The organism is Paraburkholderia strydomiana, from assembly GCF_046030495.1.
Classification (GTDB): Bacteria; Pseudomonadota; Gammaproteobacteria; order Burkholderiales; family Burkholderiaceae; genus Paraburkholderia; species Paraburkholderia strydomiana_A.
Map to the genome: position 1 here is coordinate 187,710 of NZ_JAQQCJ010000015.1, position 18,257 is coordinate 205,966.

An 18,257-nucleotide genomic window follows, 5' to 3' on the forward strand; every position below is an offset into this window, starting at 1 on the left:
GCGCGAGTGTACTCAGTGCGCGGCGATCAGCTTGCACGCGTGCGGTGGCAACTGCGCGACCACCGGCAAGCCGGGCGCGAGCCCCGGCGTTTCGCGCGGCGTGGTCGCGGCGGTCAGTGTGAAGCCTGCGCAGTCGATGGTCGCTTCGAGCGACGCACCCACGTCGCGAATGAACGTAACGGTGCCGGCGAGCCGGTTCGGGGCGTCGTCGGCGGCTGCCGGCGTGGTCTTCACGCAGATGTCTTCCGGCCGGATCAGCAAACGCAGGCCGGTGCCGGACTCCGGCACGCGCGCGCCCGGCGCGAGCGCGATGCGCCGGCCGCCCGGCAGGCTCACGCCGCCGGCGCCATCGTATGTGACCGGCAGGATATTGCCGAGCCCGATGAAGTCGGCCACGAACTCGCTGACCGGCTCGCGATAGATGTCGAGCGGCTTGCCGACCTGCGCGATGCGGCCTTTTTCCATCACGACGATTTCATCGGCCATCGTCATCGCTTCGCGCTGATCGTGCGTGACCATGATCGTCGTGATGCCGAGGCGCTGTTGCAGCAGGCGGATTTCCACCTGCATCGCCTCGCGCAGCTTGGCGTCGAGTGCGGAGAGCGGCTCGTCGAGCAGCAGCAGTTTCGGCTGCGAGGCGATCGCGCGCGCAATTGCCACGCGCTGGCGCTGGCCGCCCGAGAGTTGCGTGACCGGGCGGTTCGCCATATGCGGCAACTGGATCAGCTCCAGCAGTTCGGCGACGCGGCGCGTCTGCTGATCCTTCCCGGTCTTGCGCAGCTTCAGCGGATACGCGACGTTCTGCGCGACCGTCATGTGCGGAAACAGCGCGAGCGACTGGAACACCATGCCGAAGTCGCGCTGGTTGGCCGGCAGCCGCGTGATGTCGCGGCCGGCGAACTGGATGCTGCCCGAGCTCGGCGTTTCGAGGCCCGCGATCATCCGCAGCAGCGTGGTCTTGCCGCAACCGGACGGGCCGAGAAAACACACCAGCTTGCCGTCGGGCACGCTCAGATCGACGTTGTCGACGGCGTGCGCCGCGCCGAAGCGGCGGGTCACGGCCTGCAAGGTCAGATGGGTCATCGGAGGCTCCAGCAAAGTGATGTCGGGCGCGCGTTCACAGTGCGACCCCTTCGTCGCCGATCAGCTTTTCGAGCAGCCAGATCAGCGCGAAGTCGATCGCGACGATGACGACGGCGAAACAGAACACGGTCGGATCGAGCGACGACACCGTGCGGCTGTAGAGCCACACGGGCAGCGTCATCGTATCGATGCCGTACAGGAAGAAGGTCACCGTGAACTCGTTGAACGAGACGATGAACGCGAACAGCATGCCGGCGAGAATGCCGGGGCGCATCAGCGGCAGGATCACGTCGACGAGCGCACGGCTGGGGCTTGCGCCCATCACGCAGGCGGCCTCTTCGAACTCCGGGCCGATCGACGCGACCGACGCCGCGCAATTTTTCACGGTGAACGGCAGGGCCAGAATCACGTGCGCGATGATCAGGCGGAACACGCCGAGTTCGACCGGCAGCACGTTGAACACCAGCAGCAGCGACAGCCCGAGCATCACCAGCGGATAGACGAGCGGCAGCGCGACCAGCTGTTCGACCGCGGGCTTGCCGCGAAAGCGGTAGCGGCTCAGCGCGTAGGCGGCCGGCACCGAGACGAGCGTGGCGATCAGCATCGTCGAGAGCGCGACGACGAGGCTCGTGGTCAACGCGGCGCCCATCGACAGCGAGTCGCTCGCATCCGGCGACACGAAGCTGTGCCACGCGGCGCGATACCAGTGCAGGCTGAACGCGTGCGGCGGAAATTCGAGCGTGTCGGCCGCGCTGAACGACATCGTGATCATCGTGAGGATCGGCAGCGCGGCGAGGAACAGCACGAGCGCGGCGAGCAGGGCGGTGGCGCGGCCGAGCTGGCCGGGCATCGTGTCCGGCAGACGCGGCAGGAACGGAAAACGCGGCGAGTGCGCCGGCAAACGCGGAGTGGGCAGCGGCGTGCTCATGCTTGAGACTCCCCTGAGAGACGCTGGGTGCGGCGCACGAGGCGCTGCGACAGCGCCATCACCGCGAGCGTGGCGATCATCAGCACGACACCCGAGGCGGACGCCGCTGGCCAGTTGAGCAACGGCGCGACCTGGTCGTGGACCAGCACGGCGAGCATCGGCACGCGCCGTCCGCCGAGCAGCAGCGGCACGGCGAACGCGCTCGCGTTGTAGGCGAACACCAGCAGCGCACCCGACACGAGGCCGGGCATCGCCAGCGGCAAAAGCACGTGACGCAGCGTTTGCCAGCGCGTCGCGCCGAGCGTCGCGGCGGCTTCCTCATAGGAGATCGAGACCGCGCGCATGGCGCTCGACAGCGGCAGCACGGCAAGCGGAAACGCGGTCTGGATCAGGCCGAGCAACACGCCATGCTCGCGATACAGCCACATCACCGGACGTTCGACGAGGCCGCTCGCGAGCAGCGCGTGATTGAGCAGACCCGCCGGCCCGAGAATGATCAGCCAGCCATAGCCTTGCAGCAGCAGATTGACGAGCAGCGGCAGCAGCACGCCGGCGAGCAGCAGCCGGCGCGCGAGCCGCGACTTCGTGCGCGCCATGGCCAGCGCGACCGGAATCGCCAGCGCGACCGCACAGATCATGCTTTGAAACGCGAGCCGCAATGTGAGCCAGAGCGACTTCATGAAATAGCCGTCGAGCAGGTCCGCGTAATTTTGCAGCGTGAAGCCGCGCCATTCGTGGCCCGGCGTGCCGAAACTCATGCGCAGCACGACCAGCGCGGCCGCGCCGAGCAGCGCGAGAAACAGCAGGATCGGCGTAAGCAGCAGCCACGGCCGCGCCTTCGCCATGGCGGTGGCGGCGGGCTGCTCGGGACCGCTGAAGCCGGCGCCGGGCGTCGGCTCCAAAGCCGGCCCCGATGCCGCCGAAGCACGCCGCGAAAAGCGCGCGAGCATCGCTGTCATGCCGAGAAGATTTCGGTGTAGCGCTTGATCCAGGCGGGCTGCACCACGGCGAGCGCCTTGTCGTCGTGCAGTACGGCTTTCTCGGCGATCTGCTGCGGGCTCGGCACGAACGCGCGGCTCGCGGCGGGAATCACCGCCTTCGAATTGACCGGGCCGTTCAGCACGTCAGCGGCCATGCGGCCTTGCACGCCCGCGTCGAGCGAATGATTGATGAACGCGTGGATCAGGTCGCTGTCGCCCGGATGCGATTTCGGAATCACCGTGAACATCAGTTGCGTGGCGAAGCCTTCCTTCATCCCGTAGGTCACGCCCATCTTGTACTCGGGCTTGCGGATCTGGTCGGGGAAAAAGGCCGGCGAATAGATGCCGCCGATGTCGAGCGAGCCGGTGCGGAACAGGTCGGCCACCTGGTTCGGGTTCTCGCCGAGCGTCATCACGCGGTCTTTCAGCAGCATCAGCTTCTTGAAGCCCGGCTCGATGTTCTGCTGCGAGCCGCCGTTCATCTTCGCGGCGATGATCGCGAGGTCCACCGCTTCGGCCCATTCAGGCGGCGGCAGGAAAATGCGGCCGGCGTACTTCGGGTCCCACAGCGCTTCATACGAGGTCGGCGCGGTCTTGACCGTCGCCGTGTTGTAGATCAGCCCGTCCGACCACAACAGATAGCCGACGCCGAAGCCGTTCGCGCCGGTGCGATATTGTGGCGCGACTTCCTTGAGGTTCGGCAGCTTGTCGAGATCGGGCTTCATCAGCAGGCCTGCGTCGCCGAGACCCGCCGCGCCGACGCCGGCGAGCGTGATGACGTCGTAAGTGGGGCGCTCGCCCGCGGCCTTGACTTTGGCGACCATGCCGGAGGTGCCGTCGGCGCGATCGGCAATCACCTTGGCGCCGGTCTTGGCCGTGAAGCTCGCGGCGATGTTGCGCAGCGCGGCCGCGCCGGTGTCGTCCGACCAGGTCAGCAGGCGCAGCGTCTTGCCGCTGAAGTTCTGCTCCTGGGCGCGCAGGTTGACGAACGGCATCGGCAATGTGGACGCGGCTAACGCCGCGCCGATCGTTTTGATGACCTGCCTTCTGGCCCGTTTGATCTCTTGCATGGCGGTCTCCTGTGATGAACGCCTGTTGCTGGTGATAGTCGCTGTGACCGCTGCGGTTTGGAGCGCCGCTTGTTGGCGTTGCCCGTTTGCATTCTCGTCGGCACACGCTGCGTGTCTGATGCGTTGTGTGTCCTGTGTGGATGCACTCTAGGTTTGCCAAAATCCCCCGCCAAACGAAATATGCGCATGGGCGGTATGACGTAAGCTCATGCGAAGGCGCTTGCGTGATCGTGGTGCGGATATCGGCTCAACCTCTGGCGGAGCCGCGACAGCGGCGCATGCGGGTTAACGTCCATGCTTTGCGCGATGCTCCGACTCGCGCGGAGGTATGAGGAAAGCTCGGTTCTGGTGCGGCCGGTGCGGCGCGTTGCCCCGTGCCGGTGCAGAATGCGCGGTGGATCGCGCGCAGCCGGGTGCGCCATGCATCGAACGCATGCGGGTTTGCCTGCCGGCCTCTCGTGCGGCGAGTGCCGATCGCGTATCCTGTGGGCTTGACGGACACGCCGGCGGCCCGCGCCGCGACGCCCGAGCAATGACTTTTTCTGATTCCGGATATCACGATGCGACGTCTTCCGCCGCTCAACGCGCTGCAGATTTTCGAAACCGTCGCGCGCCACCGCAGTTTCACGCGCGCCGCCGACCACCTGTGCCTCACGCAAGGCGCAGTTAGCCGGCAGATCATCGCGCTCGAGGACTACTACAAGTTTCCGCTCTTCAAGCGCCACGCGAAAGGCCTGACGCTGACCGCCGAAGGCGAAATGCTGCTGCCGGCCGTGAAGGAGAGCTTTGCCCGCATCGAGGAGATTTCGCTGCGCCTCACGCGGCAACGCACGGATCTCGCGCTGAAAGTGCCGACCTGCGTGATGCGCTGGATGCTGCCGAAGATCATGCGCTTCCAGGCCGAGTACCCCGATCTGCATGTGCAGATCACCACGACCTGGCAGCACGCGGTCGACTTCCAGAGCGAGCCGTTCGACGCCGCGATCATCTATGCGTCGTCGCCCGGTGCGGACGTGCAGGCGGTGCCGTTGTTCGAGGAGCGTCTGACGCCGGTCTGCGCGCCCGACCTGCTCAAGGACAAGCCGCTCGCGCAGGTGGCCGACCTCGCGCGGCACACGCTGCTGCATCCCACCCGCGATCATCGCGACTGGAAGATGTGGCTCGCCAGGATAGCCGAGACAGAGGCCGCGGATGCCCAGGTGGTCGACGCCGAACACGGCCCGAGTTTCGATACGCTCGACATGGCGACCAACGCCGCCTTGCAGGGCTTCGGGGTTGCGATCAGCGATCTCGCGCTAATCGACGAGGACGTCGCCGCGCGGCGCCTCGTGCGTCCGTTCGAGATGGTGCTCAAGACCGGCTGGCGTTACTACTTCGTTTATCCGGATTCTGTTGCGCATCAGCAGAAGCTGAACCTGTTTCGCGACTGGATCGCCGCGCATTGGGAAGAGTAGGACGGCGGCCCGTCGGCCGCTGCCTGCCTGTCGCTGCCTCAAGGTGCGAACGATAGGAACAGATACGCCGCGAACAGCGACAGGTGCACGGCGCCTTGCAGAATCGTCGTGCGGCCGGTGCTCAGCGTGAGGGTGCCGACCACCAGCGTCAGCGCGAGCAGCACGGTTTCCTTGCCGTTGATGCCGAGCACGAGCGGCTGACCGGTGTACAGAAACACGCCGGCCACAGTCGGAATGGTCAGCCCGATACTCGCCAGCGCTGAGCCGAGCGCGAGATTCAGACTGTTCTGCAAGCGGTCGGCGCGCGCCGCGCGCACGGCGGCAAGCCCTTCGGGCAGCAGCACCAGCGCGGCGATGATGATACCCACCACGGCCGGCGGCGCCCCCGCGTTCTGCACCGCGGTCTCGACGACCGGCGACAGCACCTTCGCCAGCAGCACCACGGCGACGAGGCACACCAGCAGGAGGCCGCCGCTCACCAGCGCGAGGCCGACGCTCGGCGGCGCGGCGTGAACGTCTTCGTCGGGCACGCCGGCGAGGAAATAATCGCGGTGACGCACGGTTTGCACGAACACGAACACGCAATACAGCACCAGCGACGAGATGCCGGCGAACGCCAGTTGCGACGACGACAGGATCGGGCCGACGTTGGTTGTCGTGAAGTTCGGCATGACCAGCGTCAGCACGGACAGCGACGCGAGCACCGCCAGCGCGGCGGCCGCGCCGCGGCTTTGAAAGTCCTGCTCCAGATGGCGGATGCCACCCACCAGCAGGCAGAGGCCGACGATCCCGTTACACACGATCATCACCGCGGCGAACACCGTGTCGCGCGCCAGACCGGCTTTCTCGGGGCCGGAGGTCAGCATCACCGAAACGATCAGTGCCACCTCGATCACGGTGACGGCCACCGCCAGCACCAGCGTGCCGAACGGCTCGCCGACGCGATGGGCGACCACTTCCGCATGATGGACCGCGGTAAAGACCGCCGCGCACAGCGCCACGCCCACGAGTGCGAGCAGCAGCGCATTGCCCGGCATCGCATACGCGGCGCCGAGCACGATCCACGCGATGAAGGGCGCGGCAATGGTCCAGCGAGGCAAAACGGTCGAGGGCTTGGTCATTCGTGCGTCCTGTCATGCGTGTTCGTGGCTGGGCGATCCACGTCGCCCGGAGCTGGCAAAGCTGGCGAAGCTGGTAAAAGGCTAAACCAATTGATCAACAATGCGCGCTAACGTATTAAATTATAAAGGATAATCTAAACGGACCGGCTGATGTTGTGTCAGACAGCGTCAACCCATTGCAGATGCTCGCCGCATTGCCCAAGGGTCGGGCTGCCAGCGCGCAAACGGGGCTTCTCTCTTGCAGCAGGATTTTGTTACGCAAGACCGCGTAGTGGGGATGTCGCGTGCGCAGCGGCTGCGCAAGATACGGGGCGCCGGGCGAATCGCACCTGCGCGGCACGGACGGATAGGGGTTCGAGCCAGGCGCGGGGCCAATATCATGCGAAGTGATACTGGCGCCCGCTCGTTGCGTTACCGCAGATCGATCTGCTTATTGTCCTTCAGCACGGATCGTCAGCGCGTTCTTCACCGACGTCACGCCAGCCACCGACTTCGCAGCGTTCGTGGCGATGTCGAGTTGCGCTGCTTCCGGCACCGAACCGGCCAGCGTCACGTCGCCGCCGCGCGCGCGCACGGTGATGTTCGAGACGCTCAGGCCTTTCGTCTTGGACAACGCGCTGCGGACCTTGCGTTGCAGCGCGCGATTAGCCTGCTTCGTCTGCTTGGCGGTCGGCGCCGCAGACGCGGGGGACGCGGCATCGGCGGTTTGCGCGTAGGCATTGATGGACGCCAGAACGATCAGCGCGCCGCCGATCACCTTGATTGCCGGAAATGCTTTCATTCAACTTTCTCCTATTGTCATAAGTACGCAGTCCCCGGACGGGGACGATTTGCTACACCAACGAGTGAATCGGAATCAAATCTGAATGGAACCGAACTGCAGGTCCTGCGGAAGCTTTCAATCTGTATGCCGATTTTGCGCGAACCGAAGACAAGCGCGTCCACGCCAGCAAAAAGGCTGTGCAACAGGCCGGAGAGAACGATACAGCAATTAGTGCCATGTTGAAGGAGGGCTATCCCGAAATGAGGCTTTGCTACAACGAATCGGTTGATGGAAACAGTTCGATGGCGTTGTATCGCTGATTAACCAGGCCGTTTTGCGTGTGATCTCGCTATTCTTCTCAAGTGGCGGCGGTTTTATCCCAACCTTTGGGAATAAACCGGGAATCGCGCTTTGTGAACGCTTAAATGCTGTTATGCCGCCTGCTTCAAAATCAGGAATCGAATGCATGCGAAATGAGTTGCTGCCCATCCGGCCATTAACGCGTGACGATCTTCCGGTCGATACGATCGAACTGGCGCGCTTCATGATCGGCAAATATCTCGTCCATGATCTGCCGGAGGGGCGTATCAGCGGACGGATTGTCGAAACGGAGGCCTACCCGGTCGGCGATTCGACCAGCCATGCGTTTATCGGTCGCCGTCCGCATAACGGCGCGATGTTCCTCGCGCCCGGCCACGCCTATGTGCGTCTGACCTACGGTCTGTCGTACATGCTCAACATGTCGGCGGAAGAGCCCGAGGTCGGCGCCGGCATCCTGTTTCGCGCGATCGAACCGCTCGAAGGCCTGCCGCAGATGGAAGCGCGGCGTCCCGGCGTGCCGTTGCGCGATCTCGCGCGTGGCCCCGGCCGGCTCACGATGGCGCTCGGCATCGGCCAGTCGTTCGACGGCCGCGACCTGTGTACGGGAAGTGGTCTGTGGATCGGCGTGATAGAGACAGTGGAGACACCTATCGGCGTGACGACGCGCATCGGCTTGTCACGCGAGATGCATCGGCCGCTGCGATTTTTCGAACCCGGCAGTGCGTTCGTCAGTGGCCCGAGAAAGCTGCTTCTGATGCCACATTCCGGTGCATGAAAGGCACGCGTCAATTCGACTGATGGCGCGGCGCGTCGTGGCAAAAACTGCTCAGATCAGACGTTATTTTGAAAACGTCAAACACCTCCATTAAGGCCCGGACAATTATTACCGTAACGCGGGAATGTAAATCGCATCGTCCTGCAATTTTCGGCGCTCTTTTGCGAATCCAGCAATTATGTATCTCTAAATTAAGGGTTTTCCCTCGACGATCTGGTGACTAGACTGAAATCACTCGCTTCTCACATGGTGTGGCAAGCGATGCAATTAAAACAAGTCTGGAGGTAGTCATCATGAAATCGCTCATCAAGGCAGTCGCCATGGCAGCCGTTCTTGCCGCCCCGGTCGTTTCGTTCGCTCAATCGAGTCAGGAACCCGTGACCCGCGCGGATGTTCGCAACGAATTGATTCAGTTGGAGCGCGCAGGCTACAACCCCGCGACCACCAACGACACAAACTATCCGGCCAACATTCAGGCTGCCGAACGCCGTATACAGGCTGAGAACCCGGCCGTCGCGCAGACCCAGCCGGTCGCCGACACGAGCGGTTACGGTGCACCGATGAGCGGTTCGTCGCAAGCGGGCGGCGTGCTCCAGCCGACGACCGGACCGAAGTCGGTGTATTTCGGCAACTAAGGTCAAGTAGCCGCGTTGAAGGGCCGGCCGGCATGGCCGGCCGATAGCGGGGCGAAGCGGGGCAGGTGCAATCGCAGGCCCCGCTGCCGTGGCCAGGCCGTTTGGCGTCGCAGCGGAGTGCGTCCTGTCGAGGTTCATGGGCCGCACACCATCGCGAAGTGATTCAGTTGCCGCGCGATTCACCTTTGCCGCGCTGCGCGCACCCATCGGCATCGAAGCGCGCGTGGCGCGTTTCCCCGTTCAAAGAACCTCCGCTGCCGCAAGGTAGCTTCGCCCAACCGTTGCAACGATTGGGCTTTTTTTGCGTTGTTTTACGCAACAGGAAGTGCAGTCGGAGCGTCGCGGCATTCAGCATGCCGCATGCATCAGGGCCGTTCGCCGTGAATATAGAACTCGAGCTGCTGAATGGTGAATTGCTGCTCGGCGATGATGTTCTTCACCAGGTCGCCGATCGACACCATGCCGACCAGCCGGTCATTCTCGATCACCGGCAGGTGGCGCATGCGGCGCTCGGTCATCAAGGCCATGCAGTCTTCGGTGGTCTGGTCGGGGCGCACGAAGCGCACTGCCTTGCTCATGATGTCGCGCACCGGCGTGGCCTTCGACGAACGATCCATCAGCACCACTTTGCGCGCGTAGTCGCGCTCCGTGATGATGCCGGCGATGCTGTCGCCGTCCGTCACGACCAGTGCGCCGATGCTTTTTTCGGCCATCAACCGGATCGCCTCGTAGACGGAATCGTCGACGCCGATCGTGATGACACCGGTGTTGTTCGGTTTCGTTTTAAGAAGCTGGGCAACGCTTGTCATGGAGCGGCTCCGTTTCGCAGTGCAGCGCGCCGGTGCGGCGCGCTGTCGTGAGGGACAGGCCATTCCAGTATAGGCGCGACGCGGCGGCGCGGTACTCCGGGAATACCTGGGGCGCGTCGCGCGTTCAATTCGGGTAGCGTCGGCGCAGTCCGTGTTTGGCCGCGCGCCTTGCACCGCGCACGGACATCCGGGTGCGCCGTGCGGATTAGCGGTAAACTCCCAGTCCAACCCTTATCCCCGGTTTGATCGGGTTCATGTCAGCAATACTGTCCAACGCCATGCTCACGTCTCACGATCCATCGCCCGCAGCAGACGGCGCCATCAACGGCGAGTGCGTCGTTCTCGACGCCACCGCCACGCTTCCCACGCGCTACGGCACGTTCACCTCGTACGTGTTTCGCGTGTGCGAAAGCGGCGCCGAACATCTCGCGCTCGTGATGGGCGATGTCGCCAATCAGTCGTCCGTGTTGACGCGCCTGCATTCCGAGTGCCTCACGGGCGACGTGCTCGGCTCGTATCGTTGTGATTGCGGCGAGCAACTCGACCTCGCGCTGCGCTACATCGCGGCTGAAGGCTGCGGCGTGCTGCTGTATCTGCGCGGGCATGAAGGGCGGGGTATCGGCCTGTCGAACAAGATTCGCGCGTATGCGTTGCAGGAGCAGGGGCGCGACACCGTCGAGGCCAATCTCGACCTCGGCTTGCCGGACGATTCGCGCGAATACGATTCGGCCGCGGGCATTCTGCGCACGCTGAAAGTCACGTCGGTGCGCTTGATGAGCAACAATCCGGAGAAGTTCGACACGCTGTCGAAGCACGGCATTCCGGTGTGCGAGCGGGTCGCGTTGGCGATTCCGATGCGCGAGGAAAACGAGCGTTATATCCGTACGAAGCAGCTCAAGTTCGGGCATTACTTCGACGAGAATGAATAAGTGAAGGATGGTTGGCGGTTGTCTTAGGACGCTGGCCGCCGGTGTTGTAGCAGCGGATTCGTCGGGATGTTGCGTGGGTCAGATGCAATGCATTGGAGTGCGTGCCGCCGGCCGTGCGTAGCGTTTGCATTTGCGTGTGCATCGCCTGATGCAATAAGGAGCGGCACCACGCGTATCGCGCCGCCGCGCTTCAGAACAGAGCGAAATCGTCATTGCTATCGGGAATCGCGTTGAGCAGGTCTCGCAACGCGCGCCCGCCAATCCATCCGGCAAGCGTCGTCGCTATCGTCAGCCAGGGGGGGGCGGCTGGGCTCACTCGCGTCGATGAAGTGCGGCAGGCCGCCGCCTCATGCGATGCGTCGCGCAGTGATGCGCGCAGCAAAGGGCAGTTTTGCATGCTGTCTCTCCTTCAGTGGCGGTGACCGCTCAGCGCGCCGCCGCCGCGCTCGCGCCCGGCAGCAGCGCCGCCAACACCTGAGCGAGCGGCGTCGCGCCAAAGCGCCGCTCGCTAACCTCCGCTTCGACATCGATGCGGCCCGCGTTGTGCGCGTCGTACAGATCGGTGATCAGGCGCGCGTGATGATCGCCGAGCCCGGCGTGCCGCAGCACCGTGGCCCATTCGCCACGTGGCACTTCCTGCGCGACAACCGGCCGGCCCGACACTTCAGCAAGCGTGCGCGCCACGTCCAGCGCGCTGACGCGCCGATCGCCTTCAACACTCACGACACGCGGAGATGTTTGCGGAGCGGAAGTATCGAGCAGCAGTTCGGCGGCGAGCACACCCACATCCTCTGCGGCGACAGTCGGAAACAGCTTGTCCAGCGGATGATGCAAGCTCGGCAGCACGCCGTTGGCGAGCGCCATCGGCAACATGCGGGCCCAGTTGTGCATGTGCTCGGCGGCACGTAGAAACGTCAGTTGCGCGTCGATGGTGCGCAGTTGCGTTTCGAGGTAATGGAACAGTGTCGTGATGCCCGTGCGGTCGGGATGTTCCGCGCCGTAGTCGGAAAGCGCGAGCACGCGCGGCGGCGCAGCGGCCCGCAAGGCGGCGACACTTGCATCGATCATCTTCCGCATCGCCGCCGCAGGATCGGCATGCGCTCGAGGCAGGGGACATAGCATCTGCACGGCATGCGCACCCTCGATCGCACGCGCCACCGACACGGCGTCGTTCAGATCGGCGACGGCGATCTCGCAGCCGATCGCCGCGAGCGGCCCGCCTTGTTCTTCGTGACGAACCACTGCGCGCACTTCGCGGCCCGCGCGACGCAAGGCCGCCGCACTCATCCAGCCCACGTGGCCGGCTGCTCCAAAAATCACGAACACGTCGCACTCCCTGAAAGATCGATCGGTATGCGGTGATCTTAGGGACGCGGCACCCGGCCTGCGCGCAGGCAAGGATGGATCCGCGCAGATTCGGATGATTGTTTTTTCCAGAAGCACGGCGCGCAACGCCTATCGAATTTCGTAGCGCGGGGCGAGACCACGAAAAACGCAGCACAATGCACGTTCGTTGTGCCGCTATCCACGAGGGACGCCATGAACGCTGTGACACCGATACCGCAACTTCGACCCCACAGTGGCTCCCGCATCGCCTTGCGCTCCAGCAAGACCCTCGGCTGGCAGGGCTTCGGCGCGGAACTGCTCAACGTGTCGGCCGGCCTGCACCGCATACCGGCGTTCAAACATCATCGGGTGGGCGTGCATGTCGGCGCACCGGTGAGGGCGCGCTGCCTGTGCAACGAACGCCGTCACGTGCGAATTCAGGCACACGGTGACGCGGATGTGATTCCGGCAGGGCTCGACGGGCAATGGAGCGACGACGCCGCCTGCACGATTCTCAGCGTGTGGATCGGCGAAGAGTTTGCGCAGCGAACCGTCGAACAACTGGCGTTGAAGCCGGGCAGCGCACAACTGCGTCCACAGTTCCAGATGCGCGACCCGCGTTTCCAGCATCTCGCATGGGCGTTACGCGCGGAGCTCGAAGCAGACGACGCTTCCGATCCGCTTTACGCCGAGAGCCTGTGCACCGCGATGGTAGTGCGTCTGATCGGCGGCGCGCCGACGCTCGACGACAGGCGGCGCACGCTCGCGCCGGGGACGGCCGCACGCGTGATCGAGTTTATCGACGCGCACCTGGACCAGCGTCTCACGCTGAGCGAACTGGCCGCGCTGGCTGATCTGAGTGTGCCGCATTTCAAGGTGCTGTTCCGCGAAACGCTTGGCATGCCGGTGCATCGGTACGTGGTGCAGCGGCGGGTGGAGCGCGCGAAAACGCTACTGCTTCAGGGCAAGCTCAACGCGAGTCAGATCGCGCTGGACACGGGCTTCGCGCATCAGAGTCATATGGCGCATTGGATGGGGCGCCTGCTCGGCGTCACACCGCGCGAACTGCTGTTCGCATCGCGCGACCGGACGACGTGACGCGCGCCGCGTCGTCCGAACGTGGCGGCGGACAGGCAGACTAACGACAGGCCAGGAGCACGGCACGCCGGGCTCAACTGGGCTCAACCTGGCTCAACGGGCTCAACGGCCTCAACCGGGCGCCGCCCCCGTCAACTGCGAGTACACGTCGTGCGAGAGCTGCAACAACTGCTTGCGATCGATCCCGCCCGACACCGCGTAGCCAAAATCGCCGTCGACCCAGTAAAACACGTTCACCGGCCCGGACTGATACAACTGGAACGCGGTGGTGTTCGAGTTCACCTTGCGATGCGAGATGCACAGCGTGACGCGCTCACCGTTCGGTCCGCGATACATGAATTGCGCGGTGGGCCCATCGGCGCCGGGCAACAGGCGGCCGCCCGACAGGTTGAAGCCGCTCTTCGACAGCACCGGCGGATGCACGTTGGTGCCGAGCCGGTCGGCGAGCCACTGCACGAAATCCTGTTCGTGATCGGCGCTCATTTCGCTCGGCCGGTCGATCGCCGGCATGTAGACCACGTGCGCGAGCGCCGCTTGCCGCGCGAACATTTCGGTGCTGTCCGCGCTCACCGGACGCGTGTCCGAGCGACCCATCGCCACCGGCCCGACGACGTCCTGCCCCATGTGCGTGCCGAAGCCGATGCCGATTCCCAACACCAGCGCCGCCGCCATGCCGGCGAACTGCGGCCAGTTGGCGGCAATGCGCGAGCGGCGCGGCGCGCTCGCTTGCAGGCGCTTCGGCACGGGCTCGCTGAGTACGCGGTCATAGCGCTCATGGAACATGTTGTTCAGCGAAAAATAATCGCTGACGCGCGCGGTCAGCTCGGGGTTCTGTTCGAGCGCGCGCTCCACGTCGGCACGGCGTTCGTCGGACAGCGTGCCGTCCACGTACGCGTGCAGGTCTTCTTCGCCAATCGGCATCTGTTGGTCGCTCATCGCACCACCTGTAATTTCGCACCGGGCTGCGCGCCCGCCATCAATGCCCGAAGCCGCTCGCGTCCGCGTGACAGCCGCGACATCACCGTGCCGATCGGGATGTTCAGCGCGAGCGCGACGTCGGCATAGCTCATTTCCTCCAGACCGACCAGCAGCACGACTTCGCGCTGCTCCATCGGCAGACGCTGCAATGCGTAGTCGAGGTCGCGCATTTCCAGCGAACGGGTCTGCTCGGACGGCACCGCGAATTCGCTTTCGGCGACGCTGTCGTCATCGACGGCCACGTGCACGGCGCGCGCCGACGCCTTGCGCGCCTGATTGGCGAACACGTTGTGCATGATCGTGAAGAGCCACGCGCGCAGGTCGGTGCCGGGCTGGAACATGCCGGTGCGGCCGAGCGCGCGTTCGAGCGTGTCCTGCACGAGGTCGTCGGCGAGATCGCGATTGTTGATCAGCGCTCGCGCATAGCGTCGCAAGCGCGGCACATGCTCCATCAACTCGTCACGCACATCCATTTTTGATCCCGATGGTGGGTCCGATCGCGGTTCCGGTGAAGGGGCTTCGATCGGGCAGAGGGCCGGCGGCTGTCGCGTGGACTGCCAGGCGCATTCGAATGGCAAACACGGGTGAGTGCATTTTATTCCCCTACAGTGCGCGAAAGTCGTGGCGCGCCGCCGGAATCATCGCGCGGTCATCACGTCGGCGGCGCGCATCAGTCCGTGGGTGCGGGCGTCGCCCGCCACCACGAAGCGCTGGCGCTGCGCGGTCCAGCTCAGCAGCCGGATCTCGCCGATGCGGCGCGCGGACCACTGCGGCTGCGCCGGTGCGAGCAGCGCGAGCGTCGATACCACCACCACCGGCTGGTTGTCGCCGTTCAGATAGATGAACTCGCTGGCGCGCTGCAACGGGCCAAGCGAGAGCACGCGCTGCCCGACCAGCCGCAGGCCGATCGCGCCGAGGTCGGGCGCGGCCGGGTCCGCGCGGGTCGGCGCCGCCGCGGAAAACGGCGTCGCCGCCGTTTCGGCCAGGGCCATCACCGCGGCGTTGTCGAGCGACTGGGCGGATACCTGGGTCGCAGCGAGCCAGCCGCTCGCGGCCGCCAGCGTCAGCGCGAACGCCACCAGTGCGTCGACCAGTTTGCGCCGGCGTCCCGCAGGGTTCACGCGCCCGAACGCGCGGCGCGATCCGTCGGCCGGGCGCGGCGCGGGCTCGTCGGGGGTGGGGAAGGTCTGCTGGATCTGCGCGTTCAGCCGGCCGTAAAACGCCACCCGCCGCGCTTCCGCCGGGTCTTTGCCGAGATAGTCGCGCAGGGAGGCCGCGCGCTCCGGCGTCAGGGTGCCGTCGGCGTAGGCCTGGATGTCGGCTTCGGAAAGCGGCGAGTCGGGAGGGACGTCGGTGGAGGTCATGGTGTCGGTGGTGGTCGGAGTGCTGCTAACGAGGGCGAACACCGGCAGGCGTGGGTTTATTCCACGCAAGCATGCCGTGTGTCATTTTTCGATGCCGTGGCGCCCGCGATGAGCGAACGGTGCGACGTCCTTTGCGCTTTCCTGCGGCCGCCGGATCGCGACTCAACGCGCGTGCAAACCCCGATGCGCAGGCCTTTATTCCGCTTTGCAGATATGTTTTTCTCGCGCTGTCGATGCAGGAATAAAAGCCGCCACGCCGTGGTTCTCCCTGATGCGAACCCGCACAACACTCATTGGAGTCCATCATGAAGAAGCTCGCATTTGCCGCCTTGTCCGTCGTCGTTCTCGCTGCTTCGTCGAGCGCTTTTGCGCAAGGCAAGACACGCGCCGAGGTGTACCAGGAATTGATCGAGGCGCAGCAGAACGGCCTCGACTACATCACCGACGCATCGTATCCGGACGTCAATCCGATCTTTGCGCAACAGGTTCAGCAGCGCAAGGAAGCGCTCGCCGCGAAAGCGGCGGCGGCCAGCAGCGTGGCAAGCGGTGGCGGCGCGTCGGCAGGCAGCGCCAATTGACGTATCGGCAGCCGGCGCGCGGCTGGAACGGGCGCGCCGGTGTCGAGCGGAATAGATCGCCGCTGCGCGTGTTAGCCGGTAGGTGCATCTATCCGACAAGGAGTCCTCGTGACACAACCTCCCGTTCCCCACTCCGGGCCTGGCTGCGTGCCATGCCGGCTAGCCGCGATCGGCGCGGTCGTGCTGGCGCTGGCCGGCGGCTTCGCCTACACGGCCGGCTGGCTCACGCCGGCACGTTTGACCGCGGCGCGCGTCATCAATACGTTCGAAATGGTGGCCGGGCAGCCGCATCCGGGCTACCGGCGCAATCATGCGAAGGGCCTGTGCGTCGAAGGGTATTTCGACAGCAACGGCAACGGCGCGGCGCTGTCGCGCGCAGCCGTGTTCGCGCCGGGGCGCACGCCGGTCACAGGACGCTTCGCGGTGCCAGGCGGCAACCCGTCCGCGCCCGACACCAGTTCGCCCGTGCGCAGCCTCGCGTTGGAGTTCCAGTTGACGAATGGCGAGCAATGGCGCACCGGCATGAATTCGACGCCCGTTTTCGCGGTGCATACGCCCGCGCAGTTCTATCAGCAGCTGCTCGCCGCGCGGCCCGACCCGGCGACCGGCAAACCGGACCCGGCGAAACTCAAGGCGTTCTACGCGGCCAATCCCGAGACCGCGCCGTTCCAGAACTGGGTGAAGGCGCATCCGCCTTCGTCGAGCCTCGCGAATGCGGCGTACTACGGTATCAACGCATTCCGCTTCACCGACGGTTCCAGCACGACGCGCGCCGTGCGCTGGGCGATGGTGCCCGAGACGCCGTACGCGCCGATCACCGATGCGCAAAAGGCCGCGAAGAATTTCCTCCAGGCCGATCTCGATGAGCGTCTTGAGAACGGGCCGCTGCGCTGGCATCTGATCCTGAGCGTCGCACAGCCGGGTGACCCCACCGACGACGCCACGCTGCAATGGCCCGACGATCGGCAGCAGGTCGATGCGGGCACACTGGTGCTCGAGCGTGCCAGCTCGCAGGAAGACGGCGCGTGCCGCGACATCAATTTCGATCCGACGATCCTGCCGGCAGGCATCGCGCCATCGGACGATCCGTTGCTCGCCGCGCGCTCGGCCGCGTACGCGCTGTCGTACCAGCGGCGCACGCGTGAAGAGACGTTGCATCCCGCCGTTCATCAAACCCAGACCCACGGAGATCGCTCATGAGCCCGACGCCTACCCATTTCAGTCCGCTCGCACGGCTGCTGCATTGGACGATGGCGCCGCTGATCGTCGCGATGCTGTTCATCGGCGTGGGGATGGTGGCGAGCGTCTCGCGCGCGCACAACACGCTGATCGCCATTCACAAGCCGCTCGGCATTGCGTTGCTGCTGCTGGTGGTGCTGCGCGTGGGCGTGCGTCTCACTCGCGGCAGCCCGCCGCTGCCCGCCGACATGGCGACGCCGCAGCGTGTCGCGGCCAAGGCCTCGCATCTCGTGCTGTATGCGCTGATGGCGGCGATGCCGTTGATCGGCTGGGCGATGCTGTCCGCGGCGGGGTATCCGGTCACGCTATACGGACCGCTGCATTTGCCGCCGATCGCGCCACATAACGTCGAGTTGTTCGCGGTGCTGCGTGCGTTGCATACGTGGCTGGCGTTCGCGCTGTTTGCGACTGTGTTGCTGCATCTGGCCGCTGCGCTGTTTCATGGGTTGATTCGGCGGGATGGGGTGTTTTCGAGTATGGCGCGTGGGGGGCGATAGTGGTTTGTGGCAGGGGCTTGCGGATGCGTGGGGCCTGGCTGCTGGAAGATGGCGGGTGATATGGGGCGCGCCGGGTATGGCGCTTTGAGATACGGCCTTCGCTACGCGTTGCGGGTTGGCTCGCCGGGCAATTCCGGCGTGCCCCGGGCGATGGCCTGATGCTCCGCACCTCCGAGGTCCCGGGCGGGAAGCCGGAACCCGGAATCTGAACGCCTCTTGTCCGAAGCCTTGAGCCCGAAGCCCGAAGCCCGCAGCCCGCAGCCCGCAGCCCGCAGCCCGCAGCCCGCAGCCCGCAGCCCGCAGCCCGCA

At 65.2% G+C, this 18,257-nt stretch carries 20 protein-coding genes and 1 pseudogene; 8 read left to right on the forward strand and 13 right to left on the reverse strand.

The window, feature by feature from the left end:
• Nucleotides 1-12: 12 nt before the first annotated feature.
• Genes PQQ53_RS21020 through PQQ53_RS21035 form a run of 4 tightly spaced genes read right to left on the reverse strand, consistent with a single transcriptional unit; the run spans nt 13 to nt 4,061 of the window.
• Nucleotides 13-1,083 carry an ABC transporter ATP-binding protein gene (locus PQQ53_RS21020; RefSeq protein WP_408325898.1) on the reverse strand — a complete coding sequence of 357 codons (1,071 nt, stop codon included), beginning with the start codon at nt 1,081-1,083 and terminating at the stop codon, nt 13-15.
• Nucleotides 1,084-1,117: 34 nt separating this feature from the next.
• A complete protein-coding gene (locus tag PQQ53_RS21025) occupies nt 1,118-2,011 on the reverse strand; it encodes an ABC transporter permease (RefSeq protein ID WP_408325901.1) in 894 nt (297 codons plus the stop codon).
• Complete coding sequence (locus PQQ53_RS21030) at nt 2,008-2,961, reverse strand: ABC transporter permease (protein ID WP_408325930.1); 954 nt, start codon at nt 2,959-2,961, stop codon at nt 2,008-2,010. The genes PQQ53_RS21025 and PQQ53_RS21030 overlap by 4 nt, the downstream gene beginning before the upstream one ends.
• A 5-nt stretch (nt 2,962-2,966) precedes the next feature.
• Nucleotides 2,967-4,061: an ABC transporter substrate-binding protein gene (locus tag PQQ53_RS21035; protein ID WP_121321790.1), complete on the reverse strand. Its 1,095-nt coding sequence runs from the start codon at nt 4,059-4,061 to the stop codon at nt 2,967-2,969.
• A 560-nt stretch (nt 4,062-4,621) separates the two neighbouring features.
• On the opposite strand from PQQ53_RS21035, the gene PQQ53_RS21040 reads away from it, so the two are divergent.
• A complete protein-coding gene (locus PQQ53_RS21040) occupies nt 4,622-5,515 on the forward strand; it encodes a LysR substrate-binding domain-containing protein (RefSeq protein WP_408157712.1) in 894 nt (297 codons plus the stop codon).
• Between the two features lie 38 nt (nt 5,516-5,553).
• On the opposite strand, the gene PQQ53_RS21045 is transcribed toward PQQ53_RS21040, so the two are convergent.
• The gene (locus tag PQQ53_RS21045; protein ID WP_408148364.1) at nt 5,554-6,636 is read right to left on the reverse strand and encodes a calcium:cation antiporter; all 1,083 of its coding nucleotides are present in this window, start codon (nt 6,634-6,636) and stop codon (nt 5,554-5,556) included.
• Between the two features lie 430 nt (nt 6,637-7,066).
• Nucleotides 7,067-7,417 carry a BON domain-containing protein gene (locus PQQ53_RS21050; RefSeq protein ID WP_408148362.1) on the reverse strand — a complete coding sequence of 117 codons (351 nt, stop codon included), beginning with the start codon at nt 7,415-7,417 and terminating at the stop codon, nt 7,067-7,069.
• A 448-nt stretch (nt 7,418-7,865) separates the two neighbouring features.
• Between PQQ53_RS21050 and PQQ53_RS21055 the strand changes: the two genes are divergently transcribed.
• Both PQQ53_RS21055 and PQQ53_RS21060 read left to right on the forward strand, forming a co-directional pair.
• Complete coding sequence (locus PQQ53_RS21055; RefSeq protein ID WP_408325904.1) at nt 7,866-8,495, forward strand: DNA-3-methyladenine glycosylase; 630 nt, start codon at nt 7,866-7,868, stop codon at nt 8,493-8,495.
• A 293-nt stretch (nt 8,496-8,788) separates the two neighbouring features.
• Nucleotides 8,789-9,130, forward strand: a complete 342-nt coding sequence (locus tag PQQ53_RS21060) for a DUF4148 domain-containing protein (RefSeq protein ID WP_408325907.1) — start codon at nt 8,789-8,791, stop codon at nt 9,128-9,130.
• Nucleotides 9,131-9,495: 365 nt separating this feature from the next.
• Here PQQ53_RS21060 and PQQ53_RS21065 read toward each other — a convergent pair whose 3' ends face one another.
• Nucleotides 9,496-9,939, reverse strand: a complete 444-nt coding sequence (locus tag PQQ53_RS21065; RefSeq protein WP_175163344.1) for a CBS domain-containing protein — start codon at nt 9,937-9,939, stop codon at nt 9,496-9,498.
• A gap of 278 nt (nt 9,940-10,217) precedes the next feature.
• Between PQQ53_RS21065 and ribA the strand changes: the two genes are divergently transcribed.
• On the forward strand, nt 10,218-10,868 hold the full coding sequence (gene ribA, locus PQQ53_RS21070) for a GTP cyclohydrolase II (RefSeq protein ID WP_042328071.1): 651 nt from the start codon (nt 10,218-10,220) through the stop codon (nt 10,866-10,868).
• 190 nt (nt 10,869-11,058) lie between these two features.
• On the opposite strand, the gene PQQ53_RS21075 is transcribed toward ribA, so the two are convergent.
• Together PQQ53_RS21075 and PQQ53_RS21080 are read right to left on the reverse strand one after the other, a co-directional pair.
• Nucleotides 11,059-11,265 (reverse strand): hypothetical protein, encoded by a 207-nt coding sequence (locus tag PQQ53_RS21075; RefSeq protein WP_408148357.1) that lies wholly within the window; start codon nt 11,263-11,265, stop codon nt 11,059-11,061.
• 29 nt (nt 11,266-11,294) lie between these two features.
• Entirely contained in the window at nt 11,295-12,194 is a 900-nt protein-coding gene (locus tag PQQ53_RS21080) for an NmrA family NAD(P)-binding protein (protein WP_408325910.1), read from the reverse strand.
• Between the two features lie 213 nt (nt 12,195-12,407).
• Between PQQ53_RS21080 and PQQ53_RS21085 the strand changes: the two genes are divergently transcribed.
• On the forward strand, nt 12,408-13,292 hold the full coding sequence (locus PQQ53_RS21085) for an AraC family transcriptional regulator (protein WP_408325913.1): 885 nt from the start codon (nt 12,408-12,410) through the stop codon (nt 13,290-13,292).
• Between the two features lie 111 nt (nt 13,293-13,403).
• Here the strand turns inward: PQQ53_RS21085 and PQQ53_RS21090 are convergent, their stop codons facing one another.
• The 3 genes from PQQ53_RS21090 to PQQ53_RS21100 all read right to left on the reverse strand — a co-directional run bounded on the left by PQQ53_RS21090 (nt 13,404) and on the right by PQQ53_RS21100 (nt 15,634).
• A complete protein-coding gene (locus PQQ53_RS21090) occupies nt 13,404-14,228 on the reverse strand; it encodes an anti-sigma factor family protein (RefSeq protein ID WP_408325916.1) in 825 nt (274 codons plus the stop codon).
• Nucleotides 14,225-14,743 carry a sigma-70 family RNA polymerase sigma factor gene (locus PQQ53_RS21095; protein ID WP_408148349.1) on the reverse strand — a complete coding sequence of 173 codons (519 nt, stop codon included), beginning with the start codon at nt 14,741-14,743 and terminating at the stop codon, nt 14,225-14,227. Before PQQ53_RS21095 ends, PQQ53_RS21090 begins: the two co-directional genes overlap by 4 nt.
• A 165-nt stretch (nt 14,744-14,908) precedes the next feature.
• Nucleotides 14,909-15,634 carry an anti-sigma factor family protein gene (locus PQQ53_RS21100; protein ID WP_408325918.1) on the reverse strand — a complete coding sequence of 242 codons (726 nt, stop codon included), beginning with the start codon at nt 15,632-15,634 and terminating at the stop codon, nt 14,909-14,911.
• A 305-nt stretch (nt 15,635-15,939) separates the two neighbouring features.
• Between PQQ53_RS21100 and PQQ53_RS21105 the strand changes: the two genes are divergently transcribed.
• The 3 genes from PQQ53_RS21105 (at nt 15,940) to PQQ53_RS21115 (ending at nt 17,948) form a co-directional block, all read left to right on the forward strand.
• Nucleotides 15,940-16,212: a DUF4148 domain-containing protein gene (locus PQQ53_RS21105; protein ID WP_408148345.1), complete on the forward strand. Its 273-nt coding sequence runs from the start codon at nt 15,940-15,942 to the stop codon at nt 16,210-16,212.
• A gap of 108 nt (nt 16,213-16,320) precedes the next feature.
• Nucleotides 16,321-17,412: a catalase family peroxidase gene (locus PQQ53_RS21110; RefSeq protein ID WP_408325921.1), complete on the forward strand. Its 1,092-nt coding sequence runs from the start codon at nt 16,321-16,323 to the stop codon at nt 17,410-17,412.
• On the forward strand, nt 17,409-17,948 hold the full coding sequence (locus PQQ53_RS21115; protein ID WP_408148341.1) for a cytochrome b: 540 nt from the start codon (nt 17,409-17,411) through the stop codon (nt 17,946-17,948). The genes PQQ53_RS21110 and PQQ53_RS21115 overlap by 4 nt, the downstream gene beginning before the upstream one ends.
• A 101-nt stretch (nt 17,949-18,049) precedes the next feature.
• Here PQQ53_RS21115 and PQQ53_RS21120 read toward each other — a convergent pair.
• A pseudogene (locus tag PQQ53_RS21120) lies at nt 18,050-18,257 on the reverse strand (hypothetical protein); the annotation flags it as partial.

Bases quoted from the DNA above. Each gene is read 5' to 3' on its own strand.
- PQQ53_RS21035 (WP_121321790.1), bottom strand. From the start codon at position 4,061: ATGCAAGAGATCAAACGGGCCAGAAGGCAGGTCATCAAAACGATCGGC.
- PQQ53_RS21030 (WP_408325930.1), bottom strand. From the start codon at position 2,961: ATGCTCGCGCGCTTTTCGCGGCGTGCTTCGGCGGCATCGGGGCCGGCT.
- PQQ53_RS21050 (WP_408148362.1), bottom strand. From the start codon at position 7,417: ATGAAAGCATTTCCGGCAATCAAGGTGATCGGCGGCGCGCTGATCGTT.
- PQQ53_RS21100 (WP_408325918.1), bottom strand. From the start codon at position 15,634: ATGACCTCCACCGACGTCCCTCCCGACTCGCCGCTTTCCGAAGCCGAC.
- PQQ53_RS21020 (WP_408325898.1), bottom strand. From the start codon at position 1,083: ATGACCCATCTGACCTTGCAGGCCGTGACCCGCCGCTTCGGCGCGGCG.
- PQQ53_RS21075 (WP_408148357.1), bottom strand. From the start codon at position 11,265: ATGCAAAACTGCCCTTTGCTGCGCGCATCACTGCGCGACGCATCGCAT.
- PQQ53_RS21095 (WP_408148349.1), bottom strand. From the start codon at position 14,743: ATGGATGTGCGTGACGAGTTGATGGAGCATGTGCCGCGCTTGCGACGC.
- ribA (WP_042328071.1), top strand. From the start codon at position 10,218: ATGCTCACGTCTCACGATCCATCGCCCGCAGCAGACGGCGCCATCAAC.
- PQQ53_RS21115 (WP_408148341.1), top strand. From the start codon at position 17,409: ATGAGCCCGACGCCTACCCATTTCAGTCCGCTCGCACGGCTGCTGCAT.
- PQQ53_RS21045 (WP_408148364.1), bottom strand. From the start codon at position 6,636: ATGACCAAGCCCTCGACCGTTTTGCCTCGCTGGACCATTGCCGCGCCC.
- PQQ53_RS21065 (WP_175163344.1), bottom strand. From the start codon at position 9,939: ATGACAAGCGTTGCCCAGCTTCTTAAAACGAAACCGAACAACACCGGT.
- PQQ53_RS21085 (WP_408325913.1), top strand. From the start codon at position 12,408: ATGAACGCTGTGACACCGATACCGCAACTTCGACCCCACAGTGGCTCC.
- PQQ53_RS21105 (WP_408148345.1), top strand. From the start codon at position 15,940: ATGAAGAAGCTCGCATTTGCCGCCTTGTCCGTCGTCGTTCTCGCTGCT.
- PQQ53_RS21090 (WP_408325916.1), bottom strand. From the start codon at position 14,228: ATGAGCGACCAACAGATGCCGATTGGCGAAGAAGACCTGCACGCGTAC.
- PQQ53_RS21025 (WP_408325901.1), bottom strand. From the start codon at position 2,011: ATGAGCACGCCGCTGCCCACTCCGCGTTTGCCGGCGCACTCGCCGCGT.
- PQQ53_RS21055 (WP_408325904.1), top strand. From the start codon at position 7,866: ATGCGAAATGAGTTGCTGCCCATCCGGCCATTAACGCGTGACGATCTT.
- PQQ53_RS21060 (WP_408325907.1), top strand. From the start codon at position 8,789: ATGAAATCGCTCATCAAGGCAGTCGCCATGGCAGCCGTTCTTGCCGCC.
- PQQ53_RS21040 (WP_408157712.1), top strand. From the start codon at position 4,622: ATGCGACGTCTTCCGCCGCTCAACGCGCTGCAGATTTTCGAAACCGTC.